Origin of the sequence: Bacillus sp. KICET-3, assembly GCF_033261025.1 — a bacterium.
Classification (GTDB): domain Bacteria; phylum Bacillota; class Bacilli; order Bacillales; family Bacillaceae; genus Bacillus; species Bacillus sonorensis.
The window spans coordinates 987,184-1,003,353 of the sequence record NZ_CP137345.1; the positions used below are offsets into that span (position 1 = coordinate 987,184).

General features: G+C 48.1%; 9 protein-coding genes, 16 tRNA genes and 3 rRNA genes. 25 read left to right on the forward strand and 3 right to left on the reverse strand.

Going from position 1 to position 16,170, the window contains the following annotated elements; all coding sequences use genetic code 11:
* Positions 1-2: 2 nt before the first annotated feature.
* From R5H20_RS04850 to R5H20_RS04860, 3 genes are read left to right on the forward strand one after another with little or no spacing between them, the layout of a single operon-like run.
* Positions 3-1,601: an ABC transporter substrate-binding protein gene (locus R5H20_RS04850; RefSeq protein ID WP_006639847.1), complete on the forward strand. Its 1,599-nt coding sequence runs from the start codon at positions 3-5 to the stop codon at positions 1,599-1,601.
* Positions 1,602-1,623: 22 nt separating this feature from the next.
* Positions 1,624-2,625 carry an ABC transporter permease gene (locus R5H20_RS04855; RefSeq protein WP_006639846.1) on the forward strand — a complete coding sequence of 334 codons (1,002 nt, stop codon included), beginning with the start codon at positions 1,624-1,626 and terminating at the stop codon, positions 2,623-2,625.
* A 12-nt stretch (positions 2,626-2,637) separates the two neighbouring features.
* The gene (locus R5H20_RS04860; RefSeq protein WP_006639845.1) at positions 2,638-3,528 is read left to right on the forward strand and encodes an ABC transporter permease; all 891 of its coding nucleotides are present in this window, start codon (positions 2,638-2,640) and stop codon (positions 3,526-3,528) included.
* 56 nt (positions 3,529-3,584) lie between these two features.
* On the opposite strand, the gene R5H20_RS04865 is transcribed toward R5H20_RS04860, so the two are convergent.
* Positions 3,585-4,658 (reverse strand): FUSC family protein, encoded by a 1,074-nt coding sequence (locus tag R5H20_RS04865; RefSeq protein WP_006639844.1) that lies wholly within the window; start codon positions 4,656-4,658, stop codon positions 3,585-3,587.
* A gap of 261 nt (positions 4,659-4,919) precedes the next feature.
* Positions 4,920-6,218, reverse strand: coding sequence for a glutamate-1-semialdehyde 2,1-aminomutase (locus R5H20_RS04870; protein WP_006639843.1), 1,299 nt, complete (start codon positions 6,216-6,218; stop codon positions 4,920-4,922).
* 173 nt (positions 6,219-6,391) lie between these two features.
* On the opposite strand from R5H20_RS04870, the gene bcp reads away from it, so the two are divergent.
* Together bcp and perR are read left to right on the forward strand one after the other, a co-directional pair.
* On the forward strand, positions 6,392-6,865 hold the full coding sequence (gene bcp / locus R5H20_RS04875) for a thioredoxin-dependent thiol peroxidase (RefSeq protein WP_006639842.1): 474 nt from the start codon (positions 6,392-6,394) through the stop codon (positions 6,863-6,865).
* A 209-nt stretch (positions 6,866-7,074) separates the two neighbouring features.
* Entirely contained in the window at positions 7,075-7,512 is a 438-nt protein-coding gene (gene perR, locus R5H20_RS04880) for a peroxide-responsive transcriptional repressor PerR (protein ID WP_003179961.1), read from the forward strand.
* A gap of 30 nt (positions 7,513-7,542) precedes the next feature.
* Here perR and R5H20_RS04885 read toward each other — a convergent pair whose 3' ends face one another.
* The gene (locus R5H20_RS04885) at positions 7,543-7,911 is read right to left on the reverse strand and encodes a YgzB family protein (RefSeq protein WP_006639841.1); all 369 of its coding nucleotides are present in this window, start codon (positions 7,909-7,911) and stop codon (positions 7,543-7,545) included.
* 221 nt (positions 7,912-8,132) lie between these two features.
* On the opposite strand from R5H20_RS04885, the gene R5H20_RS04890 reads away from it, so the two are divergent.
* The 20 genes from R5H20_RS04890 (at position 8,133) to R5H20_RS04985 (ending at position 15,809) form a co-directional block, all read left to right on the forward strand.
* Positions 8,133-9,017, forward strand: coding sequence for a nucleotidyltransferase-like protein (locus R5H20_RS04890; RefSeq protein WP_006639840.1), 885 nt, complete (start codon positions 8,133-8,135; stop codon positions 9,015-9,017).
* Positions 9,018-9,303: 286 nt separating this feature from the next.
* Positions 9,304-10,853 (forward strand): 16S ribosomal RNA (locus tag R5H20_RS04895).
* A gap of 205 nt (positions 10,854-11,058) precedes the next feature.
* Positions 11,059-13,991: ribosomal RNA gene (locus tag R5H20_RS04900) — 23S ribosomal RNA — on the forward strand.
* Between the two features lie 111 nt (positions 13,992-14,102).
* Positions 14,103-14,218 (forward strand): 5S ribosomal RNA (gene rrf, locus R5H20_RS04905).
* The 16S, 23S and 5S rRNA genes sit together here with 16 tRNA genes alongside, the layout of an rRNA operon.
* 9 nt (positions 14,219-14,227) lie before the next feature.
* Positions 14,228-14,302, forward strand: a tRNA-Asn gene (locus tag R5H20_RS04910).
* A gap of 7 nt (positions 14,303-14,309) precedes the next feature.
* Positions 14,310-14,401, forward strand: a tRNA-Ser gene (locus tag R5H20_RS04915).
* A 15-nt stretch (positions 14,402-14,416) separates the two neighbouring features.
* Positions 14,417-14,491, forward strand: a tRNA-Glu gene (locus R5H20_RS04920).
* A 117-nt stretch (positions 14,492-14,608) separates the two neighbouring features.
* A tRNA-Val gene (locus R5H20_RS04925) sits at positions 14,609-14,684 on the forward strand.
* Between the two features lie 23 nt (positions 14,685-14,707).
* Positions 14,708-14,784, forward strand: a tRNA-Met gene (locus R5H20_RS04930).
* Between the two features lie 19 nt (positions 14,785-14,803).
* Positions 14,804-14,880, forward strand: a tRNA-Asp gene (locus R5H20_RS04935).
* Between the two features lie 17 nt (positions 14,881-14,897).
* Positions 14,898-14,970: transfer RNA gene (locus R5H20_RS04940), tRNA-Phe, on the forward strand.
* A 6-nt stretch (positions 14,971-14,976) separates the two neighbouring features.
* Positions 14,977-15,049, forward strand: a tRNA-Thr gene (locus R5H20_RS04945).
* A gap of 6 nt (positions 15,050-15,055) precedes the next feature.
* A tRNA-Tyr gene (locus tag R5H20_RS04950) sits at positions 15,056-15,140 on the forward strand.
* 7 nt (positions 15,141-15,147) lie between these two features.
* Positions 15,148-15,221 (forward strand) — tRNA-Trp (locus R5H20_RS04955).
* A 21-nt stretch (positions 15,222-15,242) separates the two neighbouring features.
* Positions 15,243-15,315 (forward strand) — tRNA-His (locus R5H20_RS04960).
* Between the two features lie 15 nt (positions 15,316-15,330).
* Positions 15,331-15,402 (forward strand) — tRNA-Gln (locus R5H20_RS04965).
* Positions 15,403-15,455: 53 nt separating this feature from the next.
* A tRNA-Gly gene (locus R5H20_RS04970) sits at positions 15,456-15,530 on the forward strand.
* Between the two features lie 15 nt (positions 15,531-15,545).
* Positions 15,546-15,616, forward strand: a tRNA-Cys gene (locus R5H20_RS04975).
* A gap of 10 nt (positions 15,617-15,626) precedes the next feature.
* A tRNA-Leu gene (locus R5H20_RS04980) sits at positions 15,627-15,715 on the forward strand.
* Between the two features lie 12 nt (positions 15,716-15,727).
* Positions 15,728-15,809 (forward strand) — tRNA-Leu (locus R5H20_RS04985).
* Positions 15,810-16,170: the final 361 nt, after the last annotated feature.

The following is a 16,170-nucleotide window of genomic DNA, read 5'->3' on the forward strand; positions in this document are numbered from 1 at the left end:
GAATGAAAAGAAAACATTGGCTGAAAGCCTTGGGAATGATGCTGGCTGTGTCCTTATGTTTAATGGGATGCTCTGGAAAAGAGAGCCAAAAAGAGGGGGGCGGTGCCAAAAATGAAAAAGATACGCTCATTTTCGGAAGAGGCGGTGATTCAACCTCGCTTGATCCGATTACAACGACTGAAGGCGAAGCATTCAAGGTGACGACAAACATTTTTGAAACGCTGCTGAACTACGGAGAGCAGGACACTACCCTTCACCCGGGCCTGGCCGTCAAATGGGAGGCTTCAGACGATGGTCTGACCTATACGCTTGAGCTGAGAAAAGGCGTCAAATTTCATGACGGAACCGATTTTAATGCAGAAGCCGTGAAATACAATTTTGACCGGTGGATGAACGGGGATGAAGAAAAATTTCCTTACTATGGGATGTTCGGAGGCTATAAAAAGGATGATGGGCATGTCATAAAAGATATAAAAATTCTTGATGACCATAAAATCCAATTTATTTTAAAGCGTCCGCAGGCACCGTTTCTAAAAAACCTCGCGATGACTTCATTTGGAATCGCCAGCCCGGCGGCGATCGAAAAATACGGGGACAAATTCAGGGAACACCCCGTCGGCACTGGACCGTATCAATTCGTTGAATGGAAACCGAATGACCGGATCGTCCTTGAAAAAAATGAAGACTATTGGGATCAGGAAAAACCGAAACTGAAAAAGATTATTTTCAGAGCGATTCCGGAAAACTCGGCCCGCTTGAATGCGCTAAAAACCGGTGAAATCGATTTGATGGACGGCGTGAATCCGTCAGATATTGAAAGCATCAAAAGCGATCCCAACCTGAAAATTTTTGAAAGGCCGTCCATGAACGTCGGCTACCTCGGACTGACAACAACGAGAAAGCCGCTGGATCATAAGCTTGTCCGCCAGGCGTTAAACCATGCCGTCAATAAACAGGCGATCATCGATTCCTTCTACGGCGGCCTTGCAGACCCTGCGAAAAATCCGCTGCCTCCTTCACTCGAAGGCTATAATGACAGTGTTGAACCATATCCGTACGATCTCAAAAAAGCAAAAGAATTATTGAAAAAAGCGGGATATCCGGACGGATTCAAGATGCAGCTATGGGCGATGCCCGTTCCGCGTCCGTATATGCCGGACGGCATGAAAATCGCCGAGGTGATTCAATCTGATTTTGAAAAAATCGGAGTCAAAGCGGAAATCGTCACATATGACTGGGCTACCTATATAGATAAAGCAAGCAAAGGCGAAGCCGACTCGTTTTTAATGGGCTGGACGGGGGATAACGGCGATCCTGACAATTTTCTCTACACATTGCTTGATAAGGACAATATCGGCGGCAACAACTATACGTATTTCAGCAATGACGAGCTTCACGACATCTTAATCGAAGCACAGGCAGATCCCGACCAGAAGAAAAGAAATAAGCTTTATGAACAAGCGCAGGAGCTGATTCATGAAGAATCGCCGTGGGTCCCGCTTGTTCACTCGACACCGGTTTTGGCAGGCTCAAAAGACATAAAAGGATATGTCCCGCACCCGACGGGGAGTGAAGTGTTGTCGGGCGTAGAATGGAAATAGTTGAACAAGGTGGTGACTGCCATTGCTTGCTTACTGTTTGAAGAGAACCGTCATGCTGATACCTGTTCTTATCGGCATGACCCTCGTCGTCTTTTCAATCATCCGCTTTATTCCCGGAAATCCTGCACAGGTGATTCTCGGCCAAAGGGCGACAAAAGAAGCGGTCCAGCAGCTGACCGTTCAGCTCGGCCTTGACCAGCCTTGGTATATTCAATATGGAAGATATATCGGAGATTTATTGAGAGGGGATCTGGGGACTTCCATCCGCACGGGGGCGGCGATTACAAAAGAAATGCAGCCTTATTTGTTCGCCACTCTCGAACTCGCTTTTTTTGCGATGATGATTGCGGTATTGATCGGGGTGAATGCCGGAATGATCAGCGCTTGGTTTAAAAACTCGGTGTTTGATTATACAGCCATGCTGATTGCTTTAATCGGCGTATCCATGCCGATTTTTTGGCTGGGATTAATGGGGCAATGGTTTTTTTCCATCGAGCTCGGCTGGCTGCCGACTACCGGAAGGGAAAATGTGAGAAATCCGGTAGAAGCCATCACTTATATTCACACGCTTGATACACTGTTGCAGGGAAGATTTGACCAGTTCGGCGAAACGATCCGCCACTTAATTCTCCCGGCGACGGCCCTTGCGACAATCCCCGCGGCGATTATCGCGAGAATTACGAGAGCAAGTATGATTGAGGTTCTTCAGTCTGATTATATCCGCACGGCAAAAGCAAAAGGCGTTCATATGTTTTCCGTCGTATATAAACACGGTCTAAAAAATGCTTTTATTCCGATTCTTACCGTTATCGGCCTGCAGACAGGACTTTTGCTTGGCGGCGCGATTTTGACGGAAACGATTTTTGCATGGCCCGGCATCGGCCGCTACATTTATGATGCGATCAGCTATAGGGATTATCCGGTGATTCAATCGGGCATCCTTATGATCGCCTTCATCTTCGTCATGATCAATTTTATCGTTGATCTGCTGTATGCCGTGATCGATCCGAGAATTAAGTATTAGGAGGCGGGGAATATGGTTGTCCTGCAGGAAGAACGGCAGAGGGTAGAAGAAAAGGTCCGCTCGCCTCTGTCGGAACATATGCAGCAGTTCTTTCAGCACAAGCTTGCGGCCGCCGGCAGCATACTTGTCGCACTCTTTATCCTTCTGGCCATTTTCGCGCCGCTCATCGCTCCATACGGATTAAATGACCAGTCATTATCAGAAAGACTGGCTCCGCCATCTGCAGAACATTTCTTTGGAACGGACGACTTTGGCAGAGACATTTTTTCCAGGGTGATTTACGGCGCAAGGCTTTCTCTTTGGGTGGGATTCTTTTCTTGCCTGGGTTCGGCTGTTGCGGGAACGATATTAGGGCTGATTGCCGGTTTTTACGGCAAATGGGCGGACGGGCTGATTTCCAGAATGTTTGATATTATGCTCGCGTTTCCAAGCATCCTTCTCGCGATTGCGATTGTCGCCATTCTCGGCCCTTCACTTGAAAATGCGCTGATTGCAATCGCCATCATTAATATCCCGACGTTTGGAAGGCTTGTCCGTTCAAAAGTGCTCAGCATCAGACAGGAGGAGTATATCCTTTCTGCAAGGGCGGTCGGCATGTCCAATTTCCGCATGATGTTTAAGCATATTTTGCCGAACAGTATGGCGCCCGTTATCGTCCAGGCCACGCTCAATATTGGAACAGCGATTATCGAGGCGGCCGCACTCGGATTTTTGGGATTGGGGGCGCAGGCTCCAAACCCTGAATGGGGAAAAATGCTTGCTGATGCCAGGCCTTACTTGGCACAGGCTCCCTGGACATTGTTTTTTCCGGGTATATCGATTATGCTGGCGGTGCTCGGCTTCAATTTAATGGGCGACGGGCTGCGGGATACTCTTGACCCGAAAATGAAAGAAGGCAAATAAAAAAGCCGGTTAACGATGTCGTTAACCGGCTTTTCAGCATGCCGAGCGTTGGCGGCTCATTCATCATCACCGACTTCAAGCTCGCTGTCTTCGCGATGATACGTCTGAAAGCTTGAGATCAGCGTTTCCAAATGGCCGAGCTGCTCGCGGTATTCAACCGTGCTCGCCATAATGGTCAGCATATTGTAATCCAATAGTTCTTCTTTCAATTTATCCTGGTTTTTCAGGAACGATTCTGTCAAATGCTGTTTGTACACGTCCCCTTCTTCAAGAAGGTCTTCCGTATCATGTGTTTTAATCTTGCCGACAAATCTCATCAGAATCCGCTCGTGCCAGTGAAGAAGATAATCAAGTTCTTCCACAAGCGTTTCCTGGAATTCCTCCGGCATATGGTAAAAATCATTTTCAAGACGGTGCAGCTTTTTTAAGGTATCAAGCGCACGGTTGGACGCGATGATCGCCTGCCTGAAAAGAACGAGCTTTCTTGACTTCACATACGTCGTTCGTTTTAAATGGCTTCTTTCCTCTTTGTACAGCAAGTAAAGATGGTCGACCTTCATCATTTTTTCTTTCAGTTTTTCAATGTCTTCTTTCAGCATCTTATGCTCTGTCGTTTTCCGCGTCAAAAGACGAATCCATTTAATGACTTCATCTGTGTTCTCGACAATATGGCTGGCGAGCTTTGTTTCATATTTGGGCGGCAGAAAGATCAGGTTGACCAGGAACGCAGACAGAACGCCCAGAATGACTGTTCCGGTTCTCACCAAAGCGAACATTAAAAAGTTGTCGCCGGAGCTTTCCAGTATCGCAATAACGGTGACAAGCGCGATCGAAATCGTATTTTCGATCTTGAGCTTCAAATTAATCGCAATGACAATGACCGCCGTCAATCCGATGATAATCGGACTGGGTTCAAAAATAAGTCCAAAAATAATAGCTGTTGCAGCACCGATAATATTCGCCTGCACTTGATCGACTATCGTCAAAAATGAACGATAGATCGAAGGCTGTATCGCAAAAATAGCGGCAATACCGGCAAACACCGGGGTAGGCAGGCCGATCCATGCTGCGAGGTAAAGTGCAAGCGTAATGGCAATGCCTGTTTTGAGAATACGGGCACCAAGTTTCATTAGGCTGTACTTGCATCCCTTTCTATAATAAAATTCGTTCTTTACAGAAAATGAATCGTACCAGAACATTTCTCTGCTAATTTGCCAAACAATAAAGTAATATACAGCGATCTTCTGAAATATTCAACCCATTTCTAAGAAAAAACAAACCATTGTCAAAAAAAAGAAAAACAAGCTGATTCTTCTAGCGCCAAATGACCTGGAGACACCTTTTCAAAATATCGGTTCATTGATAAAAAGAGAGCAAAAACGCTCTCTTTGTTACACTTGTTGTTTCAATTGTTTAAATGACTCATCAACGGCTTTCAGCGTATCTTCGATATCCTTTTCCGTATGTGCGATCGTGATAAACCATGCTTCATATTTGGAAGGGGCGAGGTTGACTCCCCGTTCAAGCATCAGTTTGAAAAATGCCGCAAACATCTCGCCGTCCGTATTTTCGGCTTGTTCGTAATTCTCGACTTTTTCATTTGTGAAATAGACGGTGAGGGCGCCTTTTAAACGATTGATGGTAATCTCGATGCCGTGCGTTTTGGCGTGCTTCAAAATCCCCTCTTCAAGCATGGCGCCGAGGCGGTCAAGCTTTTCATACGTCCCATTTTCTTTCAGGACTTCAAGGCAGGCGATTCCTGATAAGATCGACGCCGGATTGCCCGCCATTGTCCCTGCCTGATATGCAGGGCCGAGCGGAGCCACCTGCTCCATGATTTCCTTTTTGCCGCCGTATGCGCCGATCGGCAGTCCGCCGCCGATGATCTTGCCGAGCGCCGTCAGATCAGGCTTGACGCCCAAGAGGTCCTGTGCTCCCCCATACATAAAGCGGAACGCGGTAATGACTTCATCATAAATGACCAGTGCGCCGGCGTCGTGAGTCAGCTGATTCACCTGTTCGAGAAATCCGCTTTTCGGCTCAACGATTCCGAAGTTTCCGACGATCGGTTCAACGAGCACTGCCGCAACATCGTCTCCCCATTTTTCAAGGGCTTTTTTATAGCCGTCAATATCATTAAAAGGAACGGTGATCACTTCATTTGCAATGCTTTTTGGCACTCCTGCTGAATCCGGTGTACCCAGTGTTGAAGGTCCTGATCCGGCAGCGACGAGCACGAGATCCGAATGGCCGTGGTAGCATCCGGCAAATTTGATAATTTTCGTCCGGCCGGTATACGCGCGGGCGACGCGGATCGTTGTCATGACAGCTTCCGTTCCCGAATTGACGAATCTTACTTTATCCAATGCCGGAATGGCTTCCTTCAGCATTTTGGCAAACATGACTTCGTGTTTTGTCGGTGTTCCGTAGAGCACCCCATTTTCGGCCGCTTTTTGAATGGCTTTTGTAATGTGCGGGTGTGCATGGCCGGTAATAATCGGTCCGTATGCCGCAAGATAATCTATGTACTTATTTCCGTCTACATCCCAAAAATAAGCGCCTTGGGCTTTTTCCATCGCGACAGGCGATCCGCCGCCCACGGCTTTATATGATCTGGACGGGCTGTTGACACCGCCTACGATATGCTGAAGAGCTTCTTCATGAAGCTTTTCTGATTGTGTATGCTGCATAATGTCCTCCCCATTTCTATAACCTCTGTGTATGGCTATATTGTAACACGTTGTGATCTGAGAGCAAAAAGACAGCCGCACCGGCCCTGTTTTCTCAGGCTTGATTTGAACAGGAGGGAACTGTTTTTTATAATGAAGGGAAGCAAACTTTTAAATATACAGGAGGCAAAACAATGACTGTAGAAATTGGACAAAAGGTTCCTGAAATTGAACTGCTTGGTGATCACGGCGAAAAAGTAAAACTGTCAGATTTTCAAGGGAAATACATCGTGCTTTATTTTTATCCGAAAGATATGACACCGGGCTGCACGACGGAAGCATGCGATTTCAGAGACAGCCATGAAAGCTTTGCAGAACTTGATGCCGTCATCATCGGCGTCAGTCCTGATGATCAGGCAAAACATGAAAAATTCAAGGAAAAACACGATCTGCCATTTCTGCTGCTTGTCGATGATGAGCATAAACTCGCTGAAAGCTTTGGCGTTTGGAAACTGAAAAAGAATTTTGGCAAAGAATATATGGGGATCGAACGATCAACCTTTCTAATTGATAAAGAAGGCCGCCTTGTGAAAGAATGGCGGAAAGTAAGGGTGAAAGACCACGTTGCAGAGGCTCTGCAAGCTGTAAAAGAAGTGTATGAAAAATAAGAACAAGCATGGGGCCGGGCCGCAACAGGTTTGGCCTCATGTTATGGACATATTCTGCCGGATGATTGAACATGATGTATATTAAGAGTATTTTGATTTAAAAATAGGGTTTTCACAGGGATTGGAATTGACAAAAATTCCGCTCTGGAGTTACACTAATTATAAACGTTATAATATAAGAATTTTTTTTAGAAGAGAGGTGCATGACGATGGCTGAACATAACCTGAAAGAAGCGTTGGAAGCGTTGAAGGAAACCGGGGTGCGAATTACTCCTCAACGTCATGCCATTCTGGAATTCCTCGTAAATTCTATGTCTCATCCAACTGCAGATGACATATATAAAGCTCTGGAAGGAAAATTTCCGAACATGAGCGTAGCAACGGTTTACAACAATTTACGGGTATTTAAAGAATCAGGGCTCGTGAAAGAATTGACATACGGAGATTCTTCAAGCCGGTTTGACTTTGTGACTTCCGAGCACTACCATGCGATTTGTGAACGCTGCGGAAAGATCGTAGACTTTCACTATCCGGGGCTGGATGAAGTAGAGCAGCTTGCTTCACATGTGACAGGATTTAAAGTCAGTCACCACAGACTGGAGATATACGGTTTATGTCAGGAATGCGATAAAAAAGAAAGCCATTAAAAAGAGCTGGCCGCTTTTTTAACGGTCAGCTTATTTTTGTTTCAGTGCCTGCCTGACGGACTTTCGATTATATGACTCATCAAATTCTTTTCCTTCTAAATTTTTGTCAAGCGTAAGAGGCTCCCTGCAGTGCATGCACATATCAACCCGGCCGAGGACCTTGGTCGGCTTTTCGCAATTCGGACAGATGACTTTGACCGCTTTTGTTGAAAGCATACCAATCCAAAAATAAACCGCCGTGCTCAGCATGATAGATAAAACCCCCAAGAGCATAAACACCGACATCAGCAAGACAGAAGACCTGAAAAAGATACCGACATACATAATGATGAAGCCGACAAATACTAAGCTTAAGGCAAACGTTCTGATTTTATTGATTTTACTAGAATATTTCGCCATATTCATCCCCCTCTCTCTAATATAGCATATCTAAGATGTGTTATTCTTTAATAAAAATGAATGAAATGGTATTTTTCTATAGAGAGTTTCCGGGGAATTGATTATAATATGTCAATGTGTTTTCAAAATAAAGGAGTTTTTATTGGCTCGTAGAAGTAGGTAGAAAACGAAAGAGAAGCATTTTAGAGAACGTATTTTACATCTGTATTGGAGGAATGGTGATGGAAAATCTTCTCCGTCCGATTTACCAAGAAAGAGCAAGCCGCCCTGATACTTTAGCTGTGATGATCATAGAGAGGAGAAACCAAACCTCTTCAGCAACAGATAACTTTGATGCGGCATTATTAGTAATCGTAAATAAGGCTGAGGAACCGGTATTCGTGAAGCATTATGAATTTGACGGAAAAACGGCTTCTCTTCATATCATTTCCGTTGAACAGCTTCAAGAATGGATCCTGCTTGGAACAAACAGAAGAATCATAGATTGGATTTTGAACGGGAAAATTCTCTTTGACCGAAACGAATATATCGTAAAGCTGATTGAACAGCTCAATACATTCCCTTTTTCAGAGCGAAAACTGAAAATTGGGCTTGAATACGGAAAATTAATCAGAAGGTATATAGAAGGAAAAGCGTTTTTTGAAGATGATCAGTTTTTGGATGCTTACAATTCCATCGTGCACGCTCTTCATCATCTGGCCAGAATCGAAGTGATTGATAAAGGCTTCCATCCCGAAGTAACGGTATGGAACCAAGTCCGGCATATGGAGCCGCAGGTATATAAGCTTTATAAAGAACTGATTGAAAGCAATGAGAGTCTGCAAAAACGGCTGGAGTTATTATTCCTCGCAAGCGATTTTCTCATTCATTCCAAAGCTGAAATCGGAGCCGCACACATTCTGAATGTGATGGGCGAAAAAAACGTTTGGCAATTTGCCGAACTGCTCACACATCCTGAGCTTAAATATTTCACGGCGGACCTCGGCGCTATTCTTGAGTTTTTGGTCGAAAAGGACCTGGTTGGAGTAGAGCCGATTGAAACAAAGGGACAAAAGATTTTTCACCGAGGATATTTTATAAAAAAAAGTGTTGACTCTGATTCTTGATGGTGATATATTATTAGACGTCGCTGTTAGCGAAACGGTTTTTTACTAAAGCAGCAGCGACTGAAAAAAATAAAAAACATTTGACACGCCTAGTTGAAAATGTTATACTAATAAAGTCGCTTCTGATTGAAGCGGAAATGATCTTTGAAAACTAAACAAGACAAAACGTACCTGTTAATTCATTAAATAAATCGCGCATGCGAATGTGCGTAGTCAGGGGCCTGCACGATGCAGGTCATGCAGATGTTGTCACAGGATGTGACGAGCTTAATCTGCGCTCCATTATTTCATGGAGAGTTTGATCCTGGCTCAGGACGAACGCTGGCGGCGTGCCTAATACATGCAAGTCGAGCGAACCGACGGGAGCTTGCTCCCTTAGGTTAGCGGCGGACGGGTGAGTAACACGTGGGTAACCTGCCTGTAAGACTGGGATAACTCCGGGAAACCGGGGCTAATACCGGATGCTTGATTGAACCGCATGGTTCAATTATAAAAGGTGGCTTTTAGCTACCACTTACAGATGGACCCGCGGCGCATTAGCTAGTTGGTGAGGTAACGGCTCACCAAGGCGACGATGCGTAGCCGACCTGAGAGGGTGATCGGCCACACTGGGACTGAGACACGGCCCAGACTCCTACGGGAGGCAGCAGTAGGGAATCTTCCGCAATGGACGAAAGTCTGACGGAGCAACGCCGCGTGAGTGATGAAGGTTTTCGGATCGTAAAACTCTGTTGTTAGGGAAGAACAAGTATCGTTCGAACAGGGCGGTACCTTGACGGTACCTAACCAGAAAGCCACGGCTAACTACGTGCCAGCAGCCGCGGTAATACGTAGGTGGCAAGCGTTGTCCGGAATTATTGGGCGTAAAGCGCGCGCAGGCGGTTTCTTAAGTCTGATGTGAAAGCCCCCGGCTCAACCGGGGAGGGCCATTGGAAACTGGGGAACTTGAGTGCAGAAGAGGAGAGTGGAATTCCACGTGTAGCGGTGAAATGCGTAGAGATGTGGAGGAACACCAGTGGCGAAGGCGACTCTCTGGTCTGTAACTGACGCTGAGGCGCGAAAGCGTGGGGAGCGAACAGGATTAGATACCCTGGTAGTCCACGCCGTAAACGATGAGTGCTAAGTGTTAGAGGGTTTCCGCCCTTTAGTGCTGCAGCAAACGCATTAAGCACTCCGCCTGGGGAGTACGGTCGCAAGACTGAAACTCAAAGGAATTGACGGGGGCCCGCACAAGCGGTGGAGCATGTGGTTTAATTCGAAGCAACGCGAAGAACCTTACCAGGTCTTGACATCCTCTGACACCCCTAGAGATAGGGCTTCCCCTTCGGGGGCAGAGTGACAGGTGGTGCATGGTTGTCGTCAGCTCGTGTCGTGAGATGTTGGGTTAAGTCCCGCAACGAGCGCAACCCTTGATCTTAGTTGCCAGCATTCAGTTGGGCACTCTAAGGTGACTGCCGGTGACAAACCGGAGGAAGGTGGGGATGACGTCAAATCATCATGCCCCTTATGACCTGGGCTACACACGTGCTACAATGGGCAGAACAAAGGGCAGCGAAGCCGCGAGGCTAAGCCAATCCCACAAATCTGCTCTCAGTTCGGATCGCAGTCTGCAACTCGACTGCGTGAAGCTGGAATCGCTAGTAATCGCGGATCAGCATGCCGCGGTGAATACGTTCCCGGGCCTTGTACACACCGCCCGTCACACCACGAGAGTTTGTAACACCCGAAGTCGGTGAGGTAACCTTTTGGAGCCAGCCGCCGAAGGTGGGACAGATGATTGGGGTGAAGTCGTAACAAGGTAGCCGTATCGGAAGGTGCGGCTGGATCACCTCCTTTCTAAGGATATTATACGGAATATAAGACCTCGCGGTCTTATAGACAGGTGCGTTTGGATCTTGTTTAGTTTTGAAGGATCATTCCTTCAAACAAGTGTTTGCACATCCTGTGCGGCACTGCACGTTGTTCTTTGAAAACTAGATAACGAAAGTAGACATTCACATTCAATTGTAATGCAAGATATCACGTAGTGATTCTTTTTAACGGTTAAGTTAGAAAGGGCGCACGGTGGATGCCTTGGCACTAGGAGCCGATGAAGGACGGGACGAACACCGATATGCTTCGGGGAGCTGTAAGCAAGCTTTGATCCGGAGATTTCCGAATGGGGAAACCCACTGCTCGTAATGGAGCAGTATCCATATCTGAATTCATAGGATATGAGAAGGCAGACCCGGGGAACTGAAACATCTAAGTACCCGGAGGAAGAGAAAGCAAATGCGATTCCCTGAGTAGCGGCGAGCGAAACGGGAACAGCCCAAACCAAGAGGCTTGCCTCTTGGGGTTGTAGGACACTCTATACGGAGTTACAAAAGAACGGGGTAGATGAAGAGGTCTGGAAAGGCCCGCCATAGGAGGTAACAGCCCTGTAGTCAAAACTTCGTTCTCTCCTGAGTGGATCCTGAGTACGGCGGAACACGTGAAATTCCGTCGGAATCCGGGAGGACCATCTCCCAAGGCTAAATACTCCCTAGTGACCGATAGTGAACCAGTACCGTGAGGGAAAGGTGAAAAGCACCCCGGAAGGGGAGTGAAAGAGATCCTGAAACCGTGTGCCTACAAGTAGTCAGAGCCCGTTAACGGGTGATGGCGTGCCTTTTGTAGAATGAACCGGCGAGTTACGATCCCGTGCAAGGTTAAGTTTGAAAAGACGGAGCCGCAGCGAAAGCGAGTCTGAATAGGGCGCATGAGTACGTGGTCGTAGACCCGAAACCAGGTGATCTACCCATGTCCAGGGTGAAGTTCAGGTAACACTGAATGGAGGCCCGAACCCACGCACGTTGAAAAGTGCGGGGATGAGGTGTGGGTAGGGGTGAAATGCCAATCGAACCTGGAGATAGCTGGTTCTCTCCGAAATAGCTTTAGGGCTAGCCTCAAGGTAAGAGTCTTGGAGGTAGAGCACTGATTGGACTAGGGGCCCCTACCGGGTTACCGAATTCAGTCAAACTCCGAATGCCAAAGACTTATCCTTGGGAGTCAGACTGCGAGTGATAAGATCCGTAGTCGAAAGGGAAACAGCCCAGACCGCCAGCTAAGGTCCCAAAGTATACGTTAAGTGGAAAAGGATGTGGAGTTGCTTAGACAACCAGGATGTTGGCTTAGAAGCAGCCACCATTTAAAGAGTGCGTAATAGCTCACTGGTCGAGTGACTCTGCGCCGAAAATGTACCGGGGCTAAACGTATCACCGAAGCTGCGGACTGTTCTTGCGAACAGTGGTAGGAGAGCGTTCTAAGGGCTGTGAAGCGAGACCGGAAGGACTCGTGGAGCGCTTAGAAGTGAGAATGCCGGTATGAGTAGCGAAAGAGGGGTGAGAATCCCCTCCACCGAATGCCTAAGGTTTCCTGAGGAAGGCTCGTCCGCTCAGGGTTAGTCGGGACCTAAGCCGAGGCCGAAAGGCGTAGGCGATGGATAACAGGTTGATATTCCTGTACCACCTCCTCACCATTTGAGCAATGGGGGGACGCAGGAGGATAGGGTAAGCGCGGTATTGGATATCCGCGTCCAAGCAGTTAGGCTGGGAAATAGGCAAATCCGTTTCCCATATAAGGCTGAGCTGTAATGGCGAGTGAAATATAGTAGCGAAGTTCCTGATTCCACACTGCCAAGAAAAGCCTCTAGCGAGGTGAGAGGTGCCCGTACCGCAAACCGACACAGGTAGGCGAGGAGAGAATCCTAAGGTGATCGAGAGAACTCTCGTTAAGGAACTCGGCAAAATGACCCCGTAACTTCGGGAGAAGGGGTGCTCTGTTAGGGTGCAAGCCCGAGAGAGCCGCAGTGAATAGGCCCAGGCGACTGTTTAGCAAAAACACAGGTCTCTGCGAAGCCGCAAGGCGAAGTATAGGGGCTGACGCCTGCCCGGTGCTGGAAGGTTAAGAGGAGCGCTTAGCGTATGCGAAGGTGCGAATTGAAGCCCCAGTAAACGGCGGCCGTAACTATAACGGTCCTAAGGTAGCGAAATTCCTTGTCGGGTAAGTTCCGACCCGCACGAAAGGCGCAACGATCTGGGCACTGTCTCAACGAGAGACTCGGTGAAATTATAGTACCTGTGAAGATGCAGGTTACCCGCGACAGGACGGAAAGACCCCGTGGAGCTTTACTGCAGCCTGATATTGAATGTTGGTACAGCTTGTACAGGATAGGTAGGAGCCTTGGAAACCGGAGCGCCAGCTTCGGTGGAGGCATCGGTGGGATACTACCCTGGCTGTATTGACCTTCTAACCCGCTGCCCTTATCGGGCAGGGAGACAGTGTCAGGTGGGCAGTTTGACTGGGGCGGTCGCCTCCTAAAAGGTAACGGAGGCGCCCAAAGGTTCCCTCAGAATGGTTGGAAATCATTCGCAGAGTGTAAAGGCACAAGGGAGCTTGACTGCGAGACCTACAAGTCGAGCAGGGACGAAAGTCGGGCTTAGTGATCCGGTGGTTCCGCATGGAAGGGCCATCGCTCAACGGATAAAAGCTACCCCGGGGATAACAGGCTTATCTCCCCCAAGAGTCCACATCGACGGGGAGGTTTGGCACCTCGATGTCGGCTCATCGCATCCTGGGGCTGTAGTCGGTCCCAAGGGTTGGGCTGTTCGCCCATTAAAGCGGTACGCGAGCTGGGTTCAGAACGTCGTGAGACAGTTCGGTCCCTATCCGTCGCGGGCGCAGGAAATTTGAGAGGAGCTGTCCTTAGTACGAGAGGACCGGGATGGACGCACCGCTGGTGTACCAGTTGTTCTGCCAAGGGCATCGCTGGGTAGCTATGTGCGGACGGGATAAGTGCTGAAAGCATCTAAGCATGAAGCCCCCCTCAAGATGAGATTTCCCATTCCTATAAGGAAGTAAGATCCCTGAAAGATGATCAGGTTGATAGGTCTGAGGTGGAAGTGTGGCGACACATGGAGCTGACAGATACTAATCGATCGAGGACTTAACCTAAATATTTGTGAATGGTCTTTACCCGTTATCTAGTTTTGAGAGAATAATTTCTCGAAAAATGCTCTTGCATTTTTTCAAATACATAGTATAATGATCTTTGTCACTAAATTGTCTGGTGATGATGGCGAAGAGGTCACACCCGTTCCCATGCCGAACACGGAAGTTAAGCTCTTCAGCGCCGATGGTAGTTGGGGGTCTCCCCCTGCGAGAGTAGGACATCGCCAGGCAGACCATATTCCGCAGTAGCTCAGTGGTAGAGCTATCGGCTGTTAACCGATCGGTCGCAGGTTCGAATCCTGCCTGCGGAGCCATTTTATTGGAGAGCTGTCCGAGTGGTCGAAGGAGCACGATTGGAAATCGTGTAGGCGGTCAACGCCGTCTCAAGGGTTCGAATCCCTTGCTCTCCGCCACTTTCAAATACGTCTGGCCCGTTGGTCAAGTGGTTAAGACACCGCCCTTTCACGGCGGTAACACGGGTTCGAATCCCGTACGGGTCACCATTCTTTTTTGGACAGCACGTTAAGAAGCACAAGCATTTCGCCAGAGCTTTTTAAAGGAAGGCATGTTAAGAATGCGATGGCCTGTTGCAACGCATGCACTTGTACGTCCTGTACTGCGGAGGATTAGCTCAGCTGGGAGAGCATCTGCCTTACAAGCAGAGGGTCGGCGGTTCGATCCCGTCATCCTCCACCATATCTATTAAAATTTCACATTATCGCGGGGTGGAGCAGTTCGGTAGCTCGTCGGGCTCATAACCCGAAGGTCGCAGGTTCAAATCCTGCCCCCGCAACCAAAACAGATTAAATAAAAATGGTCCGGTAGTTCAGTTGGTTAGAATGCCTGCCTGTCACGCAGGAGGTCGCGGGTTCGAGTCCCGTCCGGACCGCCATTGAAGTTTGAATATACGGCTCGGTAGCTCAGTTGGTAGAGCAACGGACTGAAAATCCGTGTGTCGGCGGTTCGATTCCGTCCCGAGCCACCTTTTGCCGGTCTAGCTCAATTGGTAGAGCAACTGACTTGTAATCAGTAGGTTGGGGGTTCAAGTCCTCTGGCCGGCACTGTTTGGAGGGGTAGCGAAGTGGCTAAACGCGGCGGACTGTAAATCCGCTCCCTCAGGGTTCGGCGGTTCGAATCCGTCCCCCTCCACCATTCTTTTAGGGGCATAGTTTAACGGTAGAACAGAGGTCTCCAAAACCTCCGGTGTGGGTTCGATTCCTACTGCCCCTGCCAATTTACACCTTAGAATTTATGGCGGTTGTGGCGAAGTGGTTAACGCACCAGATTGTGGCTCTGGCATTCGTGGGTTCGATTCCCATCAATCGCCCTTTATGAATAATATTGGGCTATAGCCAAGCGGTAAGGCAACGGACTTTGACTCCGTCATGCGCTGGTTCGAATCCAGCTAGCCCAGTTTCATCTTTTATCAATAAGCTGAATATGATAAAATGAGTTCATCATTAACATGCGGAAGTAGTTCAGTGGTAGAACACCACCTTGCCAAGGTGGGGGTCGCGGGTTCGAATCCCGTCTTCCGCTCCAATTTTCTAAAATGATGGCGGCATAGCCAAGTGGTAAGGCAGAGGTCTGCAAAACCTTTATCCCCGGTTCGAATCCGGGTGTCGCCTTAGTGCCCTTGCCGGGGTGGTGGAATTGGCAGACACACAGGACTTAAAATCCTGCGGTAGGTGACTACCGTGCCGGTTCAAGTCCGGCCCTCGGCACCATAGCTCACACATGCCGGTGTGGCGGAATTGGCAGACGCGCACGACTCAAAATCGTGTTCCTTCGGGAGTGTCGGTTCGACCCCGACCACCGGTATCACTAAACATCGTATTGCCAAACGATGAAAGAGCGTTCCTTTTATAAGGAACGCTCTTTTTATTTATTCCTCATCCAAGCGGCAAACCTGCCAAAATAAACTCAATGATCAGTTGTTGTCCGCGGCCTTCATTAATCGTATCATGAAATGGTTTATAGCATTCAAGCAGCTCAGCCTCTTGCTTGACGATCCCCTTATTGAAACCCCTCCAATCAAATGAGCTCTTTTAGCAAGAACCAGGCACCTGTCATCGACAAGGTGCTTTTATTTGTTTAGAGAATTTTCCTCGACACAAATTTTGGATCACAAGTGTATATGTTCTTACCCTCCACAGTTTAGACATCTGTTTACGTTTTGTTT